This is a genomic window from Microcoleus sp. w2-18bC1 (assembly GCF_036700365.1).
Classification (GTDB): Bacteria; Cyanobacteriota; Cyanobacteriia; order Cyanobacteriales; family Microcoleaceae; genus Microcoleus.
The window spans coordinates 16,120-36,019 of the sequence record NZ_JAUBOS010000014.1; the positions used below are offsets into that span (position 1 = coordinate 16,120).

Genomic DNA, 19,900 nt, shown 5'->3' on the forward strand with positions numbered 1-19,900 from the left:
GCGGTGCGTTGTCCCCCGCTATAAATTGTACATTCCAGCGGTTAAAAGCTGGGGTTTCGGACCATGTAATCGGCAATTTTAGAAATAGACTGGCGCATTTGTAGCTCGCCGCTGCGGCTGTCAATCACAGTAATCACATAGGCCTCGTCGTCAATGCTCATCGCTAAAGTTGTGCCGAGTACCCAGGAATTTTGACCAGTTTTTTCCCCCAACCACTGAGCTTTAGTTCCTTCCAAGGCAGCAAATCCCAGAGCGTGATCGTACTGGCGGTTGAGAGTTTCTATTAACAGTTTAGCACCGGGTGTTTCGCCGTTGTAAATTTGCACCATCATTTCGGTGAGTTCGTTAGCAGTCACGCGGTTGCGACCCGAACCGGGGTTGGACGGCATAATTCTTTCCCCCATCAACTTGAAGTTCACGCGGGTGACTTCGTAGCCGCTATTATCTAAATATTGATTGATGTAATCAGAACCTAAATAATCGATCAGTTGATTGGTGGCGATATTGCTGCTGCGATAGATCATTTCTTCTAACAGTAGCTGTAGCGGGTAATTGCGATTGGACGTAATCTTTGCCGATGCGTCTTCGGTGAAATTACTGCGAGTGACGAATACTTCCTGGTTCAGACTAATTTTTTCTTTTTCGACTTTTTGCATCAGGGCGACAGCAATCGGCAGTTTAATTAAGCTGGCTGGACTGACAGGAGGTACATCGCCCCGGAGGTTTACGCATTCTCTAGAAAGGTTGCAAATACCGATCGAAGCTTGAGCCGACAAACCGCTTTCTCGGGCAAGCACACCCAAGAAATCAGATTTTGCTTGCTGCACTTGAAAGGTTGCTGCTGTTAAATTTTCCCGGTATTCTTGAGTTTTTGAGGCAGTGACGGAAGCTAAAAATGAATTTTGAGGAACTTCCTGCAAGTTGTTGAGGGCCTGATGCCAGAAAAATTGAGTTTGCTGCGAAGATTCGATCGACTTATTTGGCTGCCGTTTAGTTTCTACGGCTCTGTTGGCTAAACGGACTGCTTGCTGTAAGTTGTCGTTAGCCCTCTGTTCTACTAATATTTGAGCTTCCACCGCTTGCAACTGCTGTAGCAGTTGTTCTTGAGGATTAGCCGCGAAGGGAACTAAGCCGGAAAGGATGGTTGGTTCTGGGGAGGGAGATGAGGGTTGTTCTAATTCGGTGATCAGCCCATCGCGAATTTTGTAGAGTTCGTCGAGGGAACGCGGGTTAGATGATTGAGAGAATGAACTTGCGATGGTTAACATCTGAACCAGTCCAATGCCGGCTACTACTGCCGCCATCTTGTTGGCGATCGACAAAAAACACCTAATATCTCGCATATTTAACATCCTCAACACCACCACATTCAATATAAGCAGCTATTGTTACATCAGTCAAACGATTTTAGATTTTAGATTTTAGATTTTAGATTTTAGGTTTTAGATTTTAGATTTTAGATTTTAGATTTTAGATTTTAGATTTTAGATTTTAGATTTTAGATTTTAGATTTTAGATTGCAGAACAAATCTACAATCTACAATGTGAAATCCGAAAGTTAGATTGCAGCAAAATAACCAAAATAAAGGGAGCGATCGCACCAAAGCAATCAACCCCCTTTAAATATTGCGAACTATCTACTTTCTGCGCCGCCGTCGCCAGTCAGCACCCAACCGCTTGAGGTAATCCCAGCCGCGTTGGGGCCAGACATGATCGCTACCAATCTTTTCGGCAATCCAGCGAGCGACTTTGGGGCCTGTCCAGTCTCCGCCGTCGGGGGCAGGGCCTTGCAGCGCTTGTCGCAGTTCTTCTTGCTGTTCTGGATTCAGCAAGGATTTTGCAGGAGGGGGCTGGCGGTCTCCGCTGCGGTTCCTGACAGAGGTAGGCCCTTCTCGGTTATAGCGCTGGACAATTTCTTTGGCGTAGTCGTAGTTGAGGCCTACGACTTGGGCTGCTTGTTTGATAGTCCAATTTCGGGAAACTAACAGCAGCAAGTGCCAGCGGCGCGACTCTGTGGTGTTTTGTGCCTGCCGGTAGCGAATTTTGAGTTCCTCTGCCGTCAGGTGGGATTCTAAGTGAGCTTTAGGTGGCATTCCTCCAACGGGGCATCGGGAACTTCTTACCATATATCTTGGGTTTTGGGGATAATTCCGGATGAAATTATTTTCCTGGGGATCGATCGGGCAAATAAGTAGCTTTTTTTACCGCAGATGCACGCAGCTAGTCGCAATTGAGGAAGGACTGCTGTTTTTTTGCAGGTGCGCGCAACAGGAGACCACGGCGTGGCGGTGAGCGTTCCCAGCTTTTTTGTGAACCCCAGATTTATGACAGGCTTGTTGACCGAAAGCATCCAGGATACAAGCCGCCGGATTCATTCCGAAAGCAGACTCAGGATCCAGAAATAAAAAACCTGTATCCGATGAAACTTGCCCCCCGAATTTATCCGTGGGGTCAATGCTTCAATTCTAAAATCTAAAATCTAAAATCTAAAATCGATTGACCTCTGGCACAGGGGGCGTGGATCGGAAAAGGTCGATCGCTATTTTCTTCGATCGGGCAGCGGCCCTTAATTCACTCGGCTGAATGATAACTTTTAGTCATTTTTGACTAAAAAAGTATTCTTCATAATCTGACCCTAATTATTAGGCTATATACCGCCATAATCTAATCTTTTATTATCATATTTTTTTTTTATATTAAGTTTATTTATTTATATGTTTACAGGAGATTAATCTTCTATAAAATCAGCTTAAATGCTGCTAATTATGCCCTTTAAAATAACTTAAGCCTAATAAACAAATATGTATTGTGAACTATAATATTCTGAAAATTCCCCGGAATAAAGCATTCATAACCGGGAATTGGTTTATTTTCTATGCCTTCTTTTTCTTCCCTAAATACTTGGTTGCGTCGAAGAAAAGCTAGGTTCTATCTAATATTTGAGAATTTAGATTGCAGAATTGGGAATGACTAATTTCCTAATGATTGTGATCTTGCATACACATTCTTGGAGGCATAACCTAATTATGTAGGGGTCTCATTGCACACATTACCCCTTCTTCAAATAATTCGCGAGTCCAACCACTTGTTGCATAAGTTTTGATACAGTTGCATTCTTGGTTTGTTAAAAGATGAGGTAAAAAACTCGATCGCTATTTTGTGTTCGGTGGGATTTGGGGAATTTAATCTATTGTAGATAAAATGACCTATCGCCCGTTAGCGGAGTCCTCTTTGAGGCTCGAACTTTCGCCACAAAAATAGCCGACTTTGCCTTCGGGCTGTAAGCAGGTACAATTGCCAGTTATATTAACTGTATTGTCTCAAAGTAGAAAGAATAAAGGTACGAGCATGGCATCCATCCGCGAGTTGCACCGACAACTGGTCAATAAAGAACGCTCTGCTGTGGAAATTACTCAAGAAGCATTAGACCGAATTACCCAGCTAGAGCCGAAGTTGAAAAGCTTTCTGTGCGTGACGGCAGACAGCGCACTGGCGCAGGCCCATAAAGTGGATGCCCAAATCGCAGCCGGAGAGCAAATTGGCCTGTTGGCCGGCATCCCGATCGCCGTTAAAGATAATATGTGCACCGAGGGCGTTCCCACAACCTGCGCCTCTCGGATTTTGGAGAATTTTGTGCCTCCCTACGATGCAACCGTCGTCTCCAAACTCCAAGCAGCCGGTGCGGTGATTGTGGGTAAGGCGAATATGGACGAGTTTGCAATGGGGAGCTCGACAGAAACTTCTGCTTATCAAGTTACCGCGAATCCTTGGGACTTGGAGCGCGTGCCCGGAGGGTCTTCTGGCGGTTCTGCCGCAGCGGTAGCCGCTGGAGAATGCGTCGTGAGTTTGGGTTCGGATACTGGGGGCTCAATCCGCCAACCTGCTGCTTTTTGCGGGTTGGTGGGGCTGAAACCAACTTATGGGTTGGTTTCTCGCTACGGTTTGGTGGCCTATGCTTCTTCTCTCGATCAAATCGGGCCCTTTGGCCGGACTGTTGAGGATACGGCGATTTTGTTGGGGGCGATCGCGGGTTATGATCCGAGAGATTCCACGAGTCTTAATGTCCCAATTCCTGACTACGCTCAAGCTTTAAGACCCAGTTTGCGACCCAAGGGTCAAATTAGAATTGGTGTAATTAAAGAAACTTTTGGTGTAGGGCTGGACTCGGGGGTTAAAGACGCTGTTACTAAGGCGATCGAGCAATTTCAACAATTGGGCGCAGAAATTCAAGTCATTTCTTGCCCCCGGTTCCGCTACGGTTTACCCACTTACTACATCATTGCTCCCTCGGAAGCTTCGGCAAATTTGGCGCGATATGATGGAGTGAAGTACGGTTTCCGATCTCCAGACTCCGATAATCTTTTGGATATGTATGCCAAAACCCGCTCTCAGGGGTTCGGTGCGGAAGTTAAACGCCGGATTGCGATCGGCACTTACGTATTGTCGGCTGGATATTACGATGCCTATTATCTAAAAGCTCAAAAAGTTCGGACTTTGATTAAAGAAGACTTTGAAAAAGCTTTTTCTCAAGTTGATGTTTTAGTCTGTCCCACTGCTCCTACTACCGCATTTAAGGCAGGCGAAAAATTCAATGATCCCCTGAGTATGTATTTGTCAGATTTGATGACTATTCCCGTGAATCTTGCTGGTTTGCCAGCTTTGAGTTTGCCCTGCGGATTTGATGATAAAGGACTGCCCGTGGGTATACAACTGATTAGTAATGTTTTGCAAGAATCTCGGTTGTTTCAAGTGGCTCACGCTTACGAACAGTCTACGAATTGGCACTTACACCACCCGGAATTGCATTAATTTTTGAAAATCGGCGGAATACGGTGGCGGAAGTTAGTAATCGATCTTGGCTAATTGTCTAAATTAATAATTTGCCATTAGCTTTTGAGCGATCTCTAATTTCCCGCGTGCTCTATCTATGAACAATTTGCTAGTATTCCTTTTGTCTAAATCGCTAATAGCTTTTGGGATAGTTTTGGCCGTTGCTTATTCTGCTGCTTGTGTATTCCTATTTGTAGCGCAAGGTAAGTTTATCTTTTTTCCTGCGCGGGCGATCGAAACTACGCCAGATGATTTTCAGTTGAAATATCAAGATGTCTGGCTGCCAATTTCAACTAAAACAGGCGCGGTTGACAGCGTGCACGGGTGGTGGATTCCTGCCTCGGAAAATCCCCCCAGCCCCCCCTTAGCAAGAGGGAGAGCAAGAAAGGGAGAGGCTGTTCCCTCTGTTAACACCGGAGGCTCGGATAGCCCCCCCAGCCCCCCCTTGCCAAGGGGGGGAGCTAGAGGAGTCGGAACGTCCCCGCAAAGTGATAGACCGACAGTCGCTCCGCTTCCCCCCCTTAACAAGGGGGGGTTAGGGGGGGTAGTTTTGTACCTGCACGGCAATGCTTCAAATGTGGGATCAAATGTCGAACACGCTCATCGATTTCATCGATTAGGTTTGTCGGTATTTGTGATGGATTATCGTGGTTATGGAAAAAGCCAGGGCGATTTTCCGAGTGAATCTCAGGTTTATGAGGATGCTCAACTTGCTTGGGATTATTTGGTGAAACAGCGGGGGATTAACCCGAATCAAATTTATATCTACGGTCATTCTTTGGGAGGCGCGATCGCGATCGATCTAGCCGTGCGTCACCCGGAGGCGGCGGGGTTAATCGTAGAAGGATCTTTTACTTCGACGCGGGCGATGGTGAATTTCCAAAAAGGCTTGTTTTGGATGTTTCCGATCGATTTTTTGCTGACACAGCGGTTTGATTCTCTTTCAAAAGTCGATCGCCTGCAAATGCCCGTGCTGTTTATTCACGGAACTGCTGACAATGTAGTTCCAGTGGAAATGACCAAAAAACTGTTTGATGCAGCACCTGAACCCAAACAGCTTTACATAGTTCCTGATGGAGGTCACACTAATGTGGCACAGATCGGGGGCGCAGAATATCTGCAAATACTGAGCCAATTTTTAGGTTCTTCAAAGTAGATAAAAGCTATTGGCGGTAACAGGTTAAGTTTGATATCTGTACCGCCTGCTCGCACTTCTAACAGTAGATATCTAAAGCGGAGTAGTTATCCCGATGATACCGCTTAGTATAACCTTAATACATTCAGCCACCAGTCATTCACGGCATAGCAATAATTGCAATAATTGTTCGTACTTATAGCTTGTTCTTTCTTAACTTCGCAGCCGCGCCGAGATGTTTTTCGATCCGGCATCCGGGCGCCGCAGAGATTGGCACCTGTGAGATTAGTTTTGTTCAACCTCGCATCCCTCAAGTCTGCCGATCTAAGGTCGGCACCGCTGAGATTTGCACCGCTTAAATCGGCTTCTTGGAGGTCGGCACCGGTGAGATTTGCACCGCTTAAATCAGCATTTCTCAGGTCGGTTCTATTTAGTTTAGCAGCGCTCAAATTACTGCATTTTAAGTTAGCCAACTGGAGGGATGCGCCTCGCAGGAAACTCTCGCTGAGGTTGGCATTTTCTAAGTTGGCTCCCCTGATGTCTGCCCTGCTCATATCGGCTTTGCTGAGGTCGGCGTCAGCCAAAAAGGCGTTTCTCATGTTGGCGTGGTTTAAATTAGCTTCCATTAAATCAGCCGCAGTCAAATCGGCATCAACTAAGTCGGCCCTGTTGAGAGTGGCGCGGCTCAAGGAAGCGCCAAACAAATCTGCACGGCTCAAGGAAGCGCCAAATAAGTCGCATCCGGGACATCCTCTGGTTTCTAGCAGCCGCTTGACTAGAGACAGATTTTGAGCTTGCAAGGGAAGTGCGGCGCAAAATGGGAGTAGCATTATCGCTGCAGTCAGAATTTTCAGTTGGATTTTGGTCATAGTTTGGGTAAGTCCTGTAACTGCCTTTCATCACCGATTTGTCTGCTGGACTTACGCGCGCGGGGTGAAAAACCCGGTTTCCTCGTTAATTTCTCGCTGTCAAACGCAATATTCTTAGCAGAAACCGGGTTGTTTGCCCAAGTCCTAGTCTAGTGGATGGACGCGCCTCGACGGTGTAAGGTTCGATCGCGCTCACGAGTCCGGATATTACTTACGCCTTTGGGATGAGAGCGCGCCTCAAGGCTCCCTTGCAGCGAACAGCGAACTGCCGGAGTCCCTTAATACCAGGGATTTTGGAGCTTGCGACGGCTGCGGCAAGTGGTTGACTCCGACAGCGCATAAGTATTTGTAATCGATGCAGTGGGATTTTGCTGCGGAGGGTGATCGTTCTCCGTACAGGCGATCGGTAAATAAGCCAATTGGCTTAGACTCTTAAGACATATTGCTGATGCGCTGCCTTCTATAAAAAAGATAGCATTTTTATGTGATCCCCGAAATAATACCGAGCCAGCAAGTATAAAAAAGATACCGGGTGTCTCGGCGGGCGGGAAAATAGGGTACAGCTAATACTTTCATACGAGGAAAATAGATGTCTAACAGCATAGATCAACTTGCAGAAGGCGGCAGGGGGATCAAACTCATGTGGCAGATTGCAGACGAGATCAGTTACACCCGGACTCTCGACAATCGAAACTGTTTGTGGCTGACCAAAACTTACGAAGTAGAAGGTCGCAAGCGATCCCAAAATTTTATAAAAAAAGCTAGCGTTTTAGATGGATTAATGAATTTATTAAACACCTGGGATTGGCAGAGTAAACAGCAGCAGGAAGAAGAGTTCCATGAAACTTGTATTCAACATATTAGCCTGCAAGTCAACACAGATGTGAATGCTTTAACTCAAGTTTTGTTGTGGTTTGAGCAGTTGAAAGATTTATCGCTCCCCAATGAGGTTTGGTGGAAGTTTCAGTTGGCGCTGGCTGAAGGTTTCACTAATGCAGTTCGCCACGCTCACAAAAATCTGCCAGTAGAAACTCCTATTCAACTGGAAATTATGGTGTTTAACGGACGGTTGGAACTCAAAGTTTGGGATTGTGGCCCTTGTTTTGATTTTGATGCTAAGCTGAAGGAAATTCTGGTAGCAAATAGAAATAACTGCTTGGATTTAGAGGTTTTGAACGATGCTTGCTTGATGCCTAGCAGACAAAAAACTTTGGAACCGTCTCTATTTCTAATTGCTGGGTAGCTTTGGGGTGATGGACAATTAACAGACTGGCACGGTGAAAAATGTGTTATGCTAAAAACGGTGTTAGGGGAAAAGTTACGGGTTTTGTCTCCGCGTGGGTGAGGGGTTTTAAATACTGCCAACCTGCTGCAGCTTGGGTTAAGAGCTATGGTCTTGGGTAATTCTAAAGCAGTTCGATTGAAACGGGTGCATCTGTCTAATTAAATATTAAAAACTAAACATTAAAAGTTAAAAATTATTCACAATAATTTTTGAGCTTTTAATTTATCATAGTATCTGGTTGCTCACCAATTACTAATGATTTCCAAAGAAACTTTATTTGTTCTGTCTCTATTTCCCTACTTGGGATTTCTCTGGTTTTTGACTCGATCGGGAAAAACACCCCGTTTAGCTCTGATGGGATTTTACGGCACTCTCGTTTTTGTAGCGGTGACGATTCCCGCCGCAATTTACGCAAAAGTTGCCTACAACGAGTCACTAGCAAATGTCGATTGGCTGCACGGTTCTGCGGAACTATTCTTGACACTTGCCAATATTTTATTAGTTTTAGGCTTTAGAGAAGCGGTGATTAAAGCCAAAGCATCCTCGCCCGAATAAACTTGAGAGGGTAGTTGGGATTAATGCGAAACTTTCATTTGGCTAGCGTCTGTTTAGTTGGGCGAGATAAGTGACATACTTGTGAAGGCGATCGGTTTCAGTGTCAAGTAAACGACTAGCCCAAGAATGTACATTAAGTTGCGATCGCATTTCTCGAAATGCCACAGTATCTCCGCGATTGTCTAGAGGAAAAACCCAAGCATCAAATCCAGCCGACTTGAGACGGCTAACAGTTCCCTCGCCATCTTGCACCCACAATTGTGGGTTAATGCGAAGGGGTTGACATGAATATTCACCGACAACAATTCCCCCCAAAGAAACGCTAGCATCTTCTCCCCGATTGGAAAGTTCTTGCAAAATAGCTTTGAGGGAATTGAGTTTTTTCCCGTCTTGTACTTGTTGCGGTGTAAGCTTGAAAATCACCATTTCTAAAACTTCGACAGGTTTTGTCGATCGTACAATGTTGACTGGTTCCGCCGGCCAATGGTTATTTATTTCCGGTTCCCCCCTCTCGATTTCCTCTGTAATTTGTACTGTTTCAACCGGCTTGGCAGTGTCTACAATTATCTGAATTTCCTCCCCATCTTTCTCAAGTTTTCCACTAATCAGTAAGATCGCATTCTCTACGATGTAAGGTTTCACTTGTTCGTAAGCCTTGGGGAACACAACCGCTTTTATTTGATGTGTCAAATCTTCTAATTGCAAAATTGCCATCGCATCACCTTTTTTAGTCACTACCAGCTTGATAGCGCTGATCATGACAATAACTGATACTTTCCCCTTTTTATCTGCTAACTGTTCGAGAGTCACCACATCGGGGTCTGGGTTTACTTGCATGAGAAACTTTAGAGGATGTTCTGACACATAAAAACCAAGTAATTCTTTTTCTAAACGCAATTTTTCCTGTTTGTCATAATCTTGTACCAATTTAGATTTTGGCGCCGACTCATAGGTATTGACCGACTTACCAAAGCTATTCGCACCTAACAAATCAAAGAGATTGCCTTGGCCACTTTCCCGATCTCTTTTGCGGTCTTGCGCCCATTTCACCACCCCTTCGATGTCGTTTACTAATTGATGACGGTTGGGCTCAATTTTATCAAAAGCTCCGCATTGAATTAAAGCTTCTAGAGCACGGCGGTTGACAGAATGGAGATTTACGCGATCGCACAAATCAGCCAACGATTTAAACTTACCCCCTTCCTGTCGCGCAGCCAAAATATTTTCAATTGCCGATTCTCCCACATTTTTAACAGCCGAAATCCCAAACAAAATTTTATCTTTTGCAGAGCCAGTCATCTGTTTCGGCATCGGTGTAAAAGTAAGTTCCGAGCTATTAACATCGGGCGGCTCAACCTCAATACCCAGCTTCAGACAATTGGCAATATATTTCTGTACTTTATCCTGATCGCCCCTGTTAGCCGTCAGCAGTGCAGCCATATATTCTAGAGGATAATTCGCCTTTAAATAGGCAGTTTGATAAGTGATATACGCATAGGCCATTGAATGGGATTTATTAAAACAATATTCCGCGAATTGTAGCATTTGCGCGAACAACTTTTCAGCAATTCTTTGACTGACTCCATTCTTAGTGGCGCCGTCGATAAATGTTTCCTTTTGCTTCTGCATTTCATCAGCTTTCTTCTTGCCCATTGCGCGCCGCAGCAAGTCAGCTTGACCCAAAGAATAGCCCGCCAAATCTTGAGCCATCCGCATAATTTGCTCTTGAAAGCAAAGCGTTCCGTAAGTCTCTTTTAAAATCGGCTCTAATAGCGGATGATCGTACTCAACTGTTTTACCATGCTTGCAGTCAATAAACTGAGGAATCAAACCTGCGTCCAGCGGCCCAGGTCGGTAAAGTGCCAAAATAGAAGAAATATCATCCAGACAGGAAGGTTTGAGTTTTTTCACTACATCCAGCATTCCAGATGATTCTAGCTGAAAAATACCTTCTAAATCTCCTCTTTCTAAAAGTCTATAGGTTTTATCTACATCATCGGGTAACTTTTTGATTCTGCCAAAAGTCTCTTGAGCTCTGCGCTCTATATCAGAAGGTAGCATTTCTGGATCGACAATTAGATTTTGGGTTTGCTTAATATAATCAACAGTTTTCTGGAGCGTTGTTAAGTTTTTCAATCCCAAAAAGTCCATTTTCAGCAGCCCCAAAAATTCCAAATCTTCCATGAAATATTGGGTAATCACAGCACCCTCATTATTCTTTTGCAGCGGTACAATTTCATCCAACGGCTCTGAGGAAATTACCACACCTGCCGCGTGAACACCATAGGTTTTGTTAGTTCCTTCAATGCGAATTGCCATGTCAATCCACTGACGAACGGGGACTTCAGTACCAGTTTCTGCATTTATGCAAATTGTATTTTCATAGTTGTCTTTAAATTCCTGTGCAGGTGTGTCATTGGAAATCATCACTTTAAGTTTTTCCGGTTTTCCCCTGGACACGGGAATTAGTTTAGCCATTTCGTCGGCTTTTTTGTAGGGAATACCTAACACTCTCCCAACATCTTTCAAGACAGCTTTTGATGTCATTCTGTTGAAAGTAATAATTTGCGCTACGCGCTCGCTACCATATTTTTCCGTAACGTATTTAATCATGTCGTCCCGTCTTTCTATGCAGAAATCGCTATCAATATCTGGCATAGATTTCCGTTCGGGATTGAGAAATCGCTCGAATAGTAGTCCGTGGTGTACGGGGTCGATATTGGTGATTTTGAGGACGTATGCAACTAGAGAACCTGCGGCAGAACCGCGTCCTGGCCCTACTGGGATATCGTTATCTCTAGCATATTTTATGTAGTCCCAAACTACTAAGAAATATTCCGAAAATCCCATCTGCTGAAGCATTTTCAGTTCGTATTCTAGTCTTTGTTTGTAGACTGGGGGGATTTCATTTCTGGTGCGGGCTTTGAGGCGTTCTAACAGTCCCAGCCAGGATATTTCTTCTACATAAGTATCGGCTGTATGTTCTGGAGGAATTGGAATTGTGGGAATTCGAGCTTCTCCTGTAAGCTCGTATCTCGATACTTTATTTGCGACCTCTAGGGTATTTTCGATCGCCTCTTTGATTGTTTCATCATCCAAATGATCTCGAAACAGTTGCGCCATCTCCTCGGCGGACTTAAGATATTCAGTACCGCTGTAGCGCATCCGCTTGTCTTCTTCAATCAGTTTGTTGGTGTTAATGCACAGCAAAGCATCGTGTGCTTCTACGTCGTTGCAGGAAATATAGTGAGAATCATTGGTGGCAATTATTTTAATCTTGAGTTCGCGGGCAATTTTAACGATTTCAACATTAACAATCCGGTCTTCCGGGGAACCGTGGTCTTGAATTTCTATATAGTAATCTTCCCCAAATACTTCTTTATACCAACTGGCTACTTCACGGGCAGCATCTAACTTGTTTTGCAGAATCATTTGGGGAACTTCGCCACCCAAACAAGCACTGGTAACAATTAAACCTTCGGAGTATTGTTTTAGCAGTTCCTTGTTAATGCAGGGGCGGGCAAAGATACCTCTTTCAGGCATTCCCTTTAAGTGGGAAATTGTGGTTAGTTTGACGAGGTTTTTATAACCTTGGGTATTTTTAGCTAAAACAACTTGATGGTATTTTCTTCTACCTCGAACTTTTACTTCAATGTCGCCGTTGACGACATACATTTCATTGCCAATAATCGGCTTAATATTTTTATTTCGGCAAACTTTGATGAGTTCGATCGCGCCGTACATCACGCCGTGGTCTGTAAGGGCGATCGCGGGCATCCCCAATTCCACCGCCCGTTCTGCGAGCTGTTGTAGCTGAGAAGCCCCATCTAGTAAGCTATAATCGCTGTGAATGTGCAAACCAACGAAGGACATAGGGATTTTAGATTTTAGATTTTAGATTTTAGATTCTACACTATCCGCGTGTCAAAGTGTAAAATAAAAAACAAACTTTTATGTTACTTTTGAGATAATTTTGGTAGGGGATACGAGACCGCAGCGCATCAGTTCGCCTCCGCCGTATTTGTTAACAATTATCAATTGTTGAGTTAGGAGTTCAAAGTTATGCGTTAAAATCTTGATCGCTAGAGTTAAGCATTTGCTGTGATTTTTCAAGTGCAAAACAAGGTAATTAAATGCTGCACAATTATCAACTAGCTCTCGAACAAATTCCCCCACTGGCTCAAACTATTGGGGAGCAGTTTAGCAGTTTGCCTCAAGTTGTAGCCGTCGTTTTAGCAGGTTCTCGAACAACTCTCGTTACGGATGAGTCATCGGATTTTGATTTTTACGTATATGTTAAAGAGGAAATTCCTGTTGACATACGGGAGGCGATAGCGAGACAATTTTCCGATCGCATTTCAATCAACAATCAATTTTGGGAACCCGGAGACGAGTGGATAGATATTAACACTGGCTGCGGTATAGATATTATGTACCGCAGGCCCGAATGGATCGAAGAAGAACTCGATCGCATCCTGGTAAAATATCAAGCATCAGTAGGTTATTCAACCTGTTTTTGGTGGAACATTCTCACCTCAGTATCATTGTATGACAGAGACGGTTGGTTTCAGCAATTTCAAGCCAATGTCGATCGACCTTATCCAGAACAACTCCGTCAAGCCATAATTGCCAAAAATTATCCGATTTTGCGCCACCAGATTTTTTCATTTCGCCACCAGCTAGAATCCGCTGTTTTGCGCCGCGATTCAGTAAGTATTATCCACCGAACAGCCGCTTTTTTAGGCAGTTATTTTGATATTGTTTTTGCTGTTAATTCTATCCCTCATCCGGGCGAAAAGCGTCTGGTAGAAAGGGCAACAGCTTTGTGTTCAAAATTGCCGGAAGATTTGGAAAGCCAAATTCACAGTCTAACTAATTCTATTTCGTTACCTGCAGGCGATCGCCAAATTTTACATTGTCTTGATGGACTGGTTGACAGTCTCGATCACTTGTTGATTGAGGCAGGTTTAATTGCTACTAATTCTCTCGCTAACTAGGTAAGTGCAAAAAAAACAGAGTGCCATATCCTAGGGTTAGCAGTGTGCACCTCCCTAAATAGCGATCGAACTTTTACAAATTTGCTTGTTGCAAATAACGCTCCAAATCTTTAATCCGTTCTTGCGTCACTCTTGCCCTGCAATAACCGTAGGTAGAAGCAGCCAAAGAACCGCCTTCAAACTGCCCCATTTCATAATTGCAAGATTCATCTCTAAACTTGAGCCAACTACGCTGTGCTACTATCAATCTTTGCTTTTGTTTGCTGTTGAGTTTCGGCTGAAGTTGCTGATATACTTGATTGAGTTTCCTGTCGGCTGCCTGAAACTCCTGACTGGAACACGCATTCTGCTCCTGTGTAGTTTGAGGACTTTTGCAGTTGGGCTGTTGAGCGAGTTGCAAGGAAGTGTTGCTGGCTTTGCTAGGAAGCAAAAATCCGGCTGTTAACAACAGCGAACTCGTGGCTAATTTGACCCAAATAGTGATTTTTTTCAAAATATTTACCTCTTTTTCAATCTTTAATTTTTTCGGGTTGAGCCGATCGCCAAATCCACCAAGCCGCCGCCCACAAAGTAAAATTGCCGAAGAGAGTCATCGCCGCTTGCAGGGTAACTATCCATTCTAGGGCTGGGGAGTTGTCAAAATAGTGCCATGTACAGGCACACATAGCGCTGACGAGAGCGGGCAGCATTCCGGCGGAAAGGGCCCACCAAGCTCGGTTTTGAGTGACTTCGCCGTAAGTCCAAATTAACCAGATGGCGGCAATCCACTCGACGACGCTAGAGACGTGAATAATCCAGGTGGGAATTGACAAAGCGTGCATTTTTTGTATTGTGAACGAAGATGAAAGATTTATCGATCGGGACTTACGCAACGGTCATATAAAGTATGATGAGTCAGTCGATTTTAGATTTTAGATTTTAGATTTTAGATTTACTCCACAGATGAATCTTGGAGCTTGAGCTTTGGTCTAAAATTTTAGGAGCATCCACGACTTAAGTCGGGGCTTGTACCTGTTTTTGGGCTGGTCATACAATTTTAGATTAGCGATTCGAGATTTTATTAGATTTGCGATTTGAGCTGACTGATGACGTAAAGCCTTGAAGCTTACTGACAGTAGCGTTTTTTTGGGTAGTAGTATTATCAAATTTCAAATCTCAAAAAAATCTAAAATCCAAAATCTAAAATCTAAAATACTTAGATTCTCCATCACAAACAAACAAAAGAGTAGAAATGCGAGCAATTTTGTGCGGCTATTACGGTAAAGGCAACGGCGGCGACGAGGCGCTGTTGGCATCGCTACTGCAAATGTTACCAGATGGCGTGACGCCGATCGTCCTGTCTGGCAATCCTGTTGAGACAAATCAGCGGTACGGGGTAGCTGCGCGCGATCGCATGAATGCCTTTCAAGTTCTCGAAGCACTCCGCACCTCCGACGCGCTAATCTGGGGCGGCGGCAGTTTAATCCAAGACGCAACTAGCCTAGCGAGCCCTTTCTATTATGGGGGTTTGATGGGATTAGCGCAGCAGATGGGCTTAAAAACTGTTGCTTGGGCCCAGGGAATTGGGCCTTTGAAGCGCGAAATGACTCGCAAGTTATCTCAGCGCTGTTTTGCTGGATGCACCGGCGTCAGCGTGCGGGATAAAGGTTCAGCTACTTTACTTGCAGATTGGAAAATTCCCTTTACTTTAGCGCCCGATCCCGTGTGGGCTTTGGAGAATTCCCCCGTGTCGGGTTTGTGGGATTTACCCGCGCCCAGAGTTGCTGTTTGTTTGCGTTCTCATCCTACACTAACTCCCGCCCGTTTGTCAATCTTAACTCAAGCTTTAGTTGACTTTCAAAAAGCAACTCGCACCTTGATTTTACTGCTGCCTTTTCAAGCGTCTCACGACTTAGAAATTGCCCAACATTTGCACGAAGCCCTGCCGAAAAGAAGCTGCATCCTCAGTTTAGACGACCCCAGAAAATTGAAAGGAGTATTCCGGGGAGTCGAAATGGCGATCGGGATGCGCTACCACAGTTTAATTATGGCAGCATCCGAAGAATGCCGCTGTTTTGCCCTCAGCTACGATCCGAAAGTCAGCCAGTTAATGGAAGAGCTAGAAATGCCGGGATACTTATTATCAGAATTGCCAGACGATCCTTATTTAATCAGCAAAACCTGGATCGAACATTATGCTAACGGCGACGCCTTATCGCCAGACAGGATAAAATTTATAGTAGAGCGATCGCTCTTTCATCGCGAAGTATTGCGAGCCGCGCTCCAGTAATCTCATTGAGAGGTGAAATACAATGACAGTCAGTACAGCCGACTTAAAAATTACCTGGGAAAAATTGCCAGACGATTTCATTTTAGACGAGGAACCAGTGGAAAATATAGACCAACCCTTGCTAGCCGCCGCCTTGCGAGAAATATTAGAAATCGCGGGGCTAATAGTAGCAGGAATATTAGTTGCCCCAAACATGAGAATTTGTGCGACAGTAGACAGCAAGCTAGTTATAAAAGCTCCAGATTGGTTTTATGCCAGCAACGTACAACCGCTTGAGAGTCAAGAAATTCGCCGCAGTTATACTCCCAACTTAGAAGGAGACATTCCGGCGATCATCATGGAGTTATTGTCAGCTACTCCCAACGATGAATATTCAATAAAACCAACGTATTCGCCGGGAAAATGGTTTTTTTACGAGCAAGTATTGCGAGTGCCAATCTATGCACTTTTTGAACCTGCCGCCGGAGTTCTCGAAGTCTATCAGTTGAATTCATCAGAAAGATATCAAGTACAGCAGCCGGATTCAAACAATCGTTATTGGATTGAAGGAGTTGGGTTATTTTTGGGTGTTTGGCAGGGAACCAAGGCCGAAAGAACCGGATATTGGTTGCGGTGGTGGGATAAGAGCGGAGAGATGTTATTGTGGGGAGCAGAAATGGTAGAAAGGGAACGGCAGGAAAAAGCAAATGTTCAACAGCGAGCCGATCGACTAGCTGCACAATTAAGAGCAGCAGGCATGGAACCAGAGGCCTAATGCAATAATGAGCAATTTAAAATTGTCCCTGTGCAATTTAATTGTGCTCATTAATTAAAAAGTATTGAACAACATCGCAAAAATCAATATTTATCTGCGTTAATCCACGTTAATCTGCCTTCATCAGCGGTTAAAAATTATATTCAGGAGACAGCAAAATTGGCAAGAGTAAGAGTGCGGGAACACGTCAATCCCCTATCAATTAGATATCAAGCATCTGCAAGTCCCCCGGATTGGACTAAAATCTATGCCGACTTAAATTTACCGCTGCATTTAGATATCGGCTGCGGCAGAGGACGGTTTTTGTGGCACATGGCGCAAGTACAAACAGACTGGAACTTTCTCGGATTAGAAATTCGGGAACCTCTGGTAGAGGAGGCGAATCTTTGGCGGGACGAAAAAGGCTTGACAAATTTGCACTATTTGTTTTGCAATGCGAATAGTTCCCTAAAGCCAATTTTAGAAACTTTACCCGCAGGTATTTTGCAGCGAGTTAGCATTCAGTTTCCCGATCCGTGGTTCAAGAAAAAGCACCACAAACGGCGGGTGGTGCAGCAGGAATTAGTCAACGAATTGGCAACTTATCTGGCAATTGGCGGCGAAGTGTTTATTCAGTCAGATATTGAAGAAGTAGAAAGGGAAATGTGCGATCGCTTTTCATCTCACCCTAGTTTCAAACGTCAAAATGGGGGCGAATGGTTAGCAGAAAATCCCCTACCTGTTGCTACTGAAAGAGAAATTGCTACTCTGAAACGGGGCGAACCAGTTTATCGAGCATTGTATCAAAAATAATGCTCGCTTTTGCAAACTCACCTTTGTAATAAACTTTATAACTTACATCTTGCACCTTTGTTATGAACAGGCAAGATGCCTGTTCCACAAAACTTAATTTTCTTGTGGAACGGGCATCTTGCCCGTTAATAAAAGAATTATTTCTAACTTAAACCCAAGATTGTAGCCACATCCGAATTTGCCATTCCATTTGCGACAAAGGCAGTCCCAAATAGATAGGCATCCAGAAAATAAAAGCACCCAAAACCAGAAAAATAATTGTTACCCCCATCCCTCGGAGTCGAGTTTGAGGGCTGTGCAGCCACCTGTCAACCCACCAAGCAAGTGCTAAGGCTCCAAACACCGAACAGCCCATATAATGGTACAAAAATATGCAGCGAGTCACCTTCACCCAAGGCAGCAAATTAGCGGCCCAATTAACTATTAAATATAACGCCAGCCACATTTCAGCAGTCGGCGGAAACAAAATCGGCCGCTGCTGTTCCATCGTGTCAACAGAAGCCTCACTGCGCGTTTGCAGCCACACCAAAATCCGGTGAACTAAAACTCCTATTACTAGCAGTAAAGCTAAAGTTGACAGCCACCAAAGGAAGGGATTTCCCATTGCATGAACGTCAAAAATTACCTCAGTTGCACCTTCAGGTAAAGGCGGCAAAACCGGATCTGATTGTGCATTGTTGCTAGCTTTTTTGAAGAAGTAAACTATCGGGCGCAGCATCAACGGCCAGCCGTACCACGCGGAACAGTAAGGATGCACATCTGGGCCACTTTTAATCCGCTGGTGATAAGTCAAGATTTCCGTTTGCATCTGCCAGAAATTGGGAGTTGGATTAAAGTGCAGGTGAGGAATCCAAGAGATGCTGTAAACTAGAATAGGAATAATAGCTAGACTCAAGCAGAGTTCTATAAAATTGAGTTTAGTCAGTTTTTGTACTGGACTTTCGGCAGGAATTAGAGGTGAATCTACCTCGCGGCTTTGTTCTTCATTTCCTCTGTTACCCTGGATAAAACGAACGACCCAAGCACAGATTAAAATTAGATAAGTACCGAAAAGGAACCATAATCCGTTCCATTTGATAGCCGCAGATGCGCCGAAACCTATTCCGGCGAGTACCAGCCAAAGCCAGCGCTTTTTGCCTTCGGCTTCTACGGATTTTAAAATAAATAACTGACCTAAAATTCCAAATAAAACCAGATAAATGTTGTTCAGCGCGTAGCGAGACTCAACTAAAAACAGACCGTCGCAAGCGATCAATAAAGCAGCAATAAAAGCAAAGGTGCGGCGCGGAACTAGCTGATAAGCCAGGGTTCCCACAACTAGCGGAATAAAGGAACCTGTAAGAGCATTCAGCCAACGGTAATCCCAAGGAGAAAGCAGGGAACCAGCCATACTGTTGACGGCTGTTTTGCCGAAGGGAAGGTGAGTGCCAATCCAAATGCCGATCGCAATTATGTACTGGCTCAGAGGCGGGTGAGCGTTGAAAAAAGGAGTTTTTGTGAGATAATTGTTGGCAAATTTAGCGTAATAAACCTCGTCAAATACTAAAGTGTTAAATCGCTCTAGTTCCCAAAAGCGGAGAGTTAAGGAAAATAGAAAGATGCCGAGCATTGCTAGGGAGAAAATAACATTCGATTTGTTAAATTGTTTTTTCTTGATTTTCATAAAACAGCAGCAAATAATAGATACTAAATTTGAGGGCGATCGCTAATTTAAAATTCCTGAGTTGAGAGTAACGTAAAATAGGACTTGTGCAGAAACCGAATTTTTAATTATAAACCGGGTTTTTTGGAAAAACCCAGTTTCTTAAACCCGGTTTATAATAATGCTTGGAGAGTGCAGCGAGAAGCAGTAGCGACTATTGTTTCACCAAATACTCCCGATCTAATTGGCAAGCAGGAAGGAAAAGGGTGCATCACAAGGTGCGATAGATTATGATAGCAGCTAATCATGTCTTTTTTGAGCGAGTGCTTATGAATCCCATACTTTCGATTTGGGGGCGTTGGGGGTTAGCTGTAGGTGCGACTATCCTGATGGGATCTGCCGCGGCGCCAAATCCCCAGACATTTGAAACTTTTGCTGATTTTTGTACAAACAAAGAGAATTTGCCCCCTGGAACCAGACATACGGTGGAGGTGTTGCTATCAAAAGCAAAAACACAAGAGTGCGATCGCGCTCAAACAGCACTGACTAATCTCACAGAACTTTCCCTAATTCGCAATCAAATAGTCGATATCAAACCATTATCAAAATTCACCAATCTGAGAGAGCTCAACCTCAGTACAAATCAAATAACAGATGTGCAACCCTTATCGGGACTGACTAATCTGAGATCCCTCGTCCTCAATTTCAATCAAATCTCAGACGTGAAACCATTATCGGGGCTGACTAATCTGACAGACCTTTTCCTCGAAGC

The 19,900-nt window shown here is 44.3% G+C and carries 16 protein-coding genes; 9 read left to right on the forward strand and 7 right to left on the reverse strand.

All coding sequences use genetic code 11. The features are described 5' to 3' along the window. Positions 1–41 precede the first annotated feature (41 nt). Positions 42–1,352 (reverse strand): serine hydrolase, encoded by a 1,311-nt coding sequence (locus QT979_RS10765; RefSeq protein WP_333309773.1) that lies wholly within the window; start codon positions 1,350–1,352, stop codon positions 42–44. Positions 1,353–1,637: 285 nt separating this feature from the next. Next, on the reverse strand, positions 1,638–2,093 hold the full coding sequence (locus QT979_RS10770; RefSeq protein WP_333209312.1) for a helix-turn-helix domain-containing protein: 456 nt from the start codon (positions 2,091–2,093) through the stop codon (positions 1,638–1,640). Between the two features lie 1,255 nt (positions 2,094–3,348). On the opposite strand from QT979_RS10770, the gene gatA reads away from it, so the two are divergent. Further along, positions 3,349–4,809, forward strand: coding sequence for an Asp-tRNA(Asn)/Glu-tRNA(Gln) amidotransferase subunit GatA (gene gatA, locus QT979_RS10775; RefSeq protein ID WP_333082744.1), 1,461 nt, complete (start codon positions 3,349–3,351; stop codon positions 4,807–4,809). Positions 4,810–4,927: 118 nt separating this feature from the next. Continuing rightward, the gene (locus QT979_RS10780; RefSeq protein ID WP_333209203.1) at positions 4,928–5,986 is read left to right on the forward strand and encodes an alpha/beta fold hydrolase; all 1,059 of its coding nucleotides are present in this window, start codon (positions 4,928–4,930) and stop codon (positions 5,984–5,986) included. Between the two features lie 104 nt (positions 5,987–6,090). Here QT979_RS10780 and QT979_RS10785 read toward each other — a convergent pair whose 3' ends face one another. Beyond that, positions 6,091–6,834: a pentapeptide repeat-containing protein gene (locus QT979_RS10785; protein WP_333209205.1), complete on the reverse strand. Its 744-nt coding sequence runs from the start codon at positions 6,832–6,834 to the stop codon at positions 6,091–6,093. Between the two features lie 589 nt (positions 6,835–7,423). Here QT979_RS10785 and QT979_RS10790 point away from each other — a divergent pair. Continuing rightward, the gene (locus tag QT979_RS10790; RefSeq protein WP_333209208.1) at positions 7,424–8,077 is read left to right on the forward strand and encodes an ATP-binding protein; all 654 of its coding nucleotides are present in this window, start codon (positions 7,424–7,426) and stop codon (positions 8,075–8,077) included. 297 nt (positions 8,078–8,374) lie between these two features. Further along, a complete protein-coding gene (locus QT979_RS10795) occupies positions 8,375–8,674 on the forward strand; it encodes a DUF3593 domain-containing protein (protein ID WP_333209210.1) in 300 nt (99 codons plus the stop codon). A 42-nt stretch (positions 8,675–8,716) separates the two neighbouring features. On the opposite strand, the gene QT979_RS10800 is transcribed toward QT979_RS10795, so the two are convergent. Beyond that, positions 8,717–12,547 (reverse strand): DNA polymerase III subunit alpha, encoded by a 3,831-nt coding sequence (locus QT979_RS10800; RefSeq protein ID WP_333209212.1) that lies wholly within the window; start codon positions 12,545–12,547, stop codon positions 8,717–8,719. 260 nt (positions 12,548–12,807) lie between these two features. Between QT979_RS10800 and QT979_RS10805 the strand changes: the two genes are divergently transcribed. Beyond that, positions 12,808–13,671 carry a DUF4037 domain-containing protein gene (locus QT979_RS10805; RefSeq protein ID WP_333309779.1) on the forward strand — a complete coding sequence of 288 codons (864 nt, stop codon included), beginning with the start codon at positions 12,808–12,810 and terminating at the stop codon, positions 13,669–13,671. A 73-nt stretch (positions 13,672–13,744) separates the two neighbouring features. Here the strand turns inward: QT979_RS10805 and QT979_RS10810 are convergent, their stop codons facing one another. Both QT979_RS10810 and QT979_RS10815 read right to left on the reverse strand, forming a co-directional pair. Beyond that, entirely contained in the window at positions 13,745–14,164 is a 420-nt protein-coding gene (locus tag QT979_RS10810) for a lysozyme inhibitor LprI family protein (protein WP_333209216.1), read from the reverse strand. Between the two features lie 16 nt (positions 14,165–14,180). After that, positions 14,181–14,492 carry a DUF2499 domain-containing protein gene (locus QT979_RS10815; RefSeq protein WP_333154630.1) on the reverse strand — a complete coding sequence of 104 codons (312 nt, stop codon included), beginning with the start codon at positions 14,490–14,492 and terminating at the stop codon, positions 14,181–14,183. Positions 14,493–14,902: 410 nt separating this feature from the next. Here QT979_RS10815 and csaB point away from each other — a divergent pair, with 410 nt between their 5' ends. The 3 genes from csaB (at position 14,903) to trmB (ending at position 17,486) form a co-directional block, all read left to right on the forward strand. After that, positions 14,903–15,940, forward strand: coding sequence for a polysaccharide pyruvyl transferase CsaB (gene csaB, locus QT979_RS10820; RefSeq protein WP_333309782.1), 1,038 nt, complete (start codon positions 14,903–14,905; stop codon positions 15,938–15,940). Positions 15,941–15,962: 22 nt separating this feature from the next. After that, the gene (locus QT979_RS10825) at positions 15,963–16,694 is read left to right on the forward strand and encodes a Uma2 family endonuclease (RefSeq protein WP_333309785.1); all 732 of its coding nucleotides are present in this window, start codon (positions 15,963–15,965) and stop codon (positions 16,692–16,694) included. A 159-nt stretch (positions 16,695–16,853) separates the two neighbouring features. Beyond that, positions 16,854–17,486 (forward strand): tRNA (guanosine(46)-N7)-methyltransferase TrmB, encoded by a 633-nt coding sequence (trmB, locus tag QT979_RS10830; RefSeq protein WP_333309788.1) that lies wholly within the window; start codon positions 16,854–16,856, stop codon positions 17,484–17,486. A gap of 148 nt (positions 17,487–17,634) precedes the next feature. On the opposite strand, the gene QT979_RS10835 is transcribed toward trmB, so the two are convergent. Next, a complete protein-coding gene (locus QT979_RS10835) occupies positions 17,635–19,149 on the reverse strand; it encodes a phospholipid carrier-dependent glycosyltransferase (RefSeq protein WP_333309790.1) in 1,515 nt (504 codons plus the stop codon). Between the two features lie 308 nt (positions 19,150–19,457). On the opposite strand from QT979_RS10835, the gene QT979_RS10840 reads away from it, so the two are divergent. Further along, a partial coding sequence (locus tag QT979_RS10840) for a leucine-rich repeat domain-containing protein (RefSeq protein WP_333309793.1) occupies positions 19,458–19,900 on the forward strand: 443 nt, incomplete at its 3' end.

Coding starts and splice junctions, on each gene's coding strand:
- QT979_RS10765 (WP_333309773.1), bottom strand. CDS start 1,352: ATGTTAAATATGCGAGATATTAGGTGTTTTTTGTCGATCGCCAACAAG.
- QT979_RS10770 (WP_333209312.1), bottom strand. CDS start 2,093: ATGCCACCTAAAGCTCACTTAGAATCCCACCTGACGGCAGAGGAACTC.
- gatA (WP_333082744.1), top strand. CDS start 3,349: ATGGCATCCATCCGCGAGTTGCACCGACAACTGGTCAATAAAGAACGC.
- QT979_RS10780 (WP_333209203.1), top strand. CDS start 4,928: ATGAACAATTTGCTAGTATTCCTTTTGTCTAAATCGCTAATAGCTTTT.
- QT979_RS10785 (WP_333209205.1), bottom strand. CDS start 6,834: ATGACCAAAATCCAACTGAAAATTCTGACTGCAGCGATAATGCTACTC.
- QT979_RS10790 (WP_333209208.1), top strand. CDS start 7,424: ATGTCTAACAGCATAGATCAACTTGCAGAAGGCGGCAGGGGGATCAAA.
- QT979_RS10795 (WP_333209210.1), top strand. CDS start 8,375: ATGATTTCCAAAGAAACTTTATTTGTTCTGTCTCTATTTCCCTACTTG.
- QT979_RS10800 (WP_333209212.1), bottom strand. CDS start 12,547: ATGTCCTTCGTTGGTTTGCACATTCACAGCGATTATAGCTTACTAGAT.
- QT979_RS10805 (WP_333309779.1), top strand. CDS start 12,808: ATGCTGCACAATTATCAACTAGCTCTCGAACAAATTCCCCCACTGGCT.
- QT979_RS10815 (WP_333154630.1), bottom strand. CDS start 14,492: ATGCACGCTTTGTCAATTCCCACCTGGATTATTCACGTCTCTAGCGTC.
- csaB (WP_333309782.1), top strand. CDS start 14,903: ATGCGAGCAATTTTGTGCGGCTATTACGGTAAAGGCAACGGCGGCGAC.
- QT979_RS10825 (WP_333309785.1), top strand. CDS start 15,963: ATGACAGTCAGTACAGCCGACTTAAAAATTACCTGGGAAAAATTGCCA.
- QT979_RS10835 (WP_333309790.1), bottom strand. CDS start 19,149: ATGAAAATCAAGAAAAAACAATTTAACAAATCGAATGTTATTTTCTCC.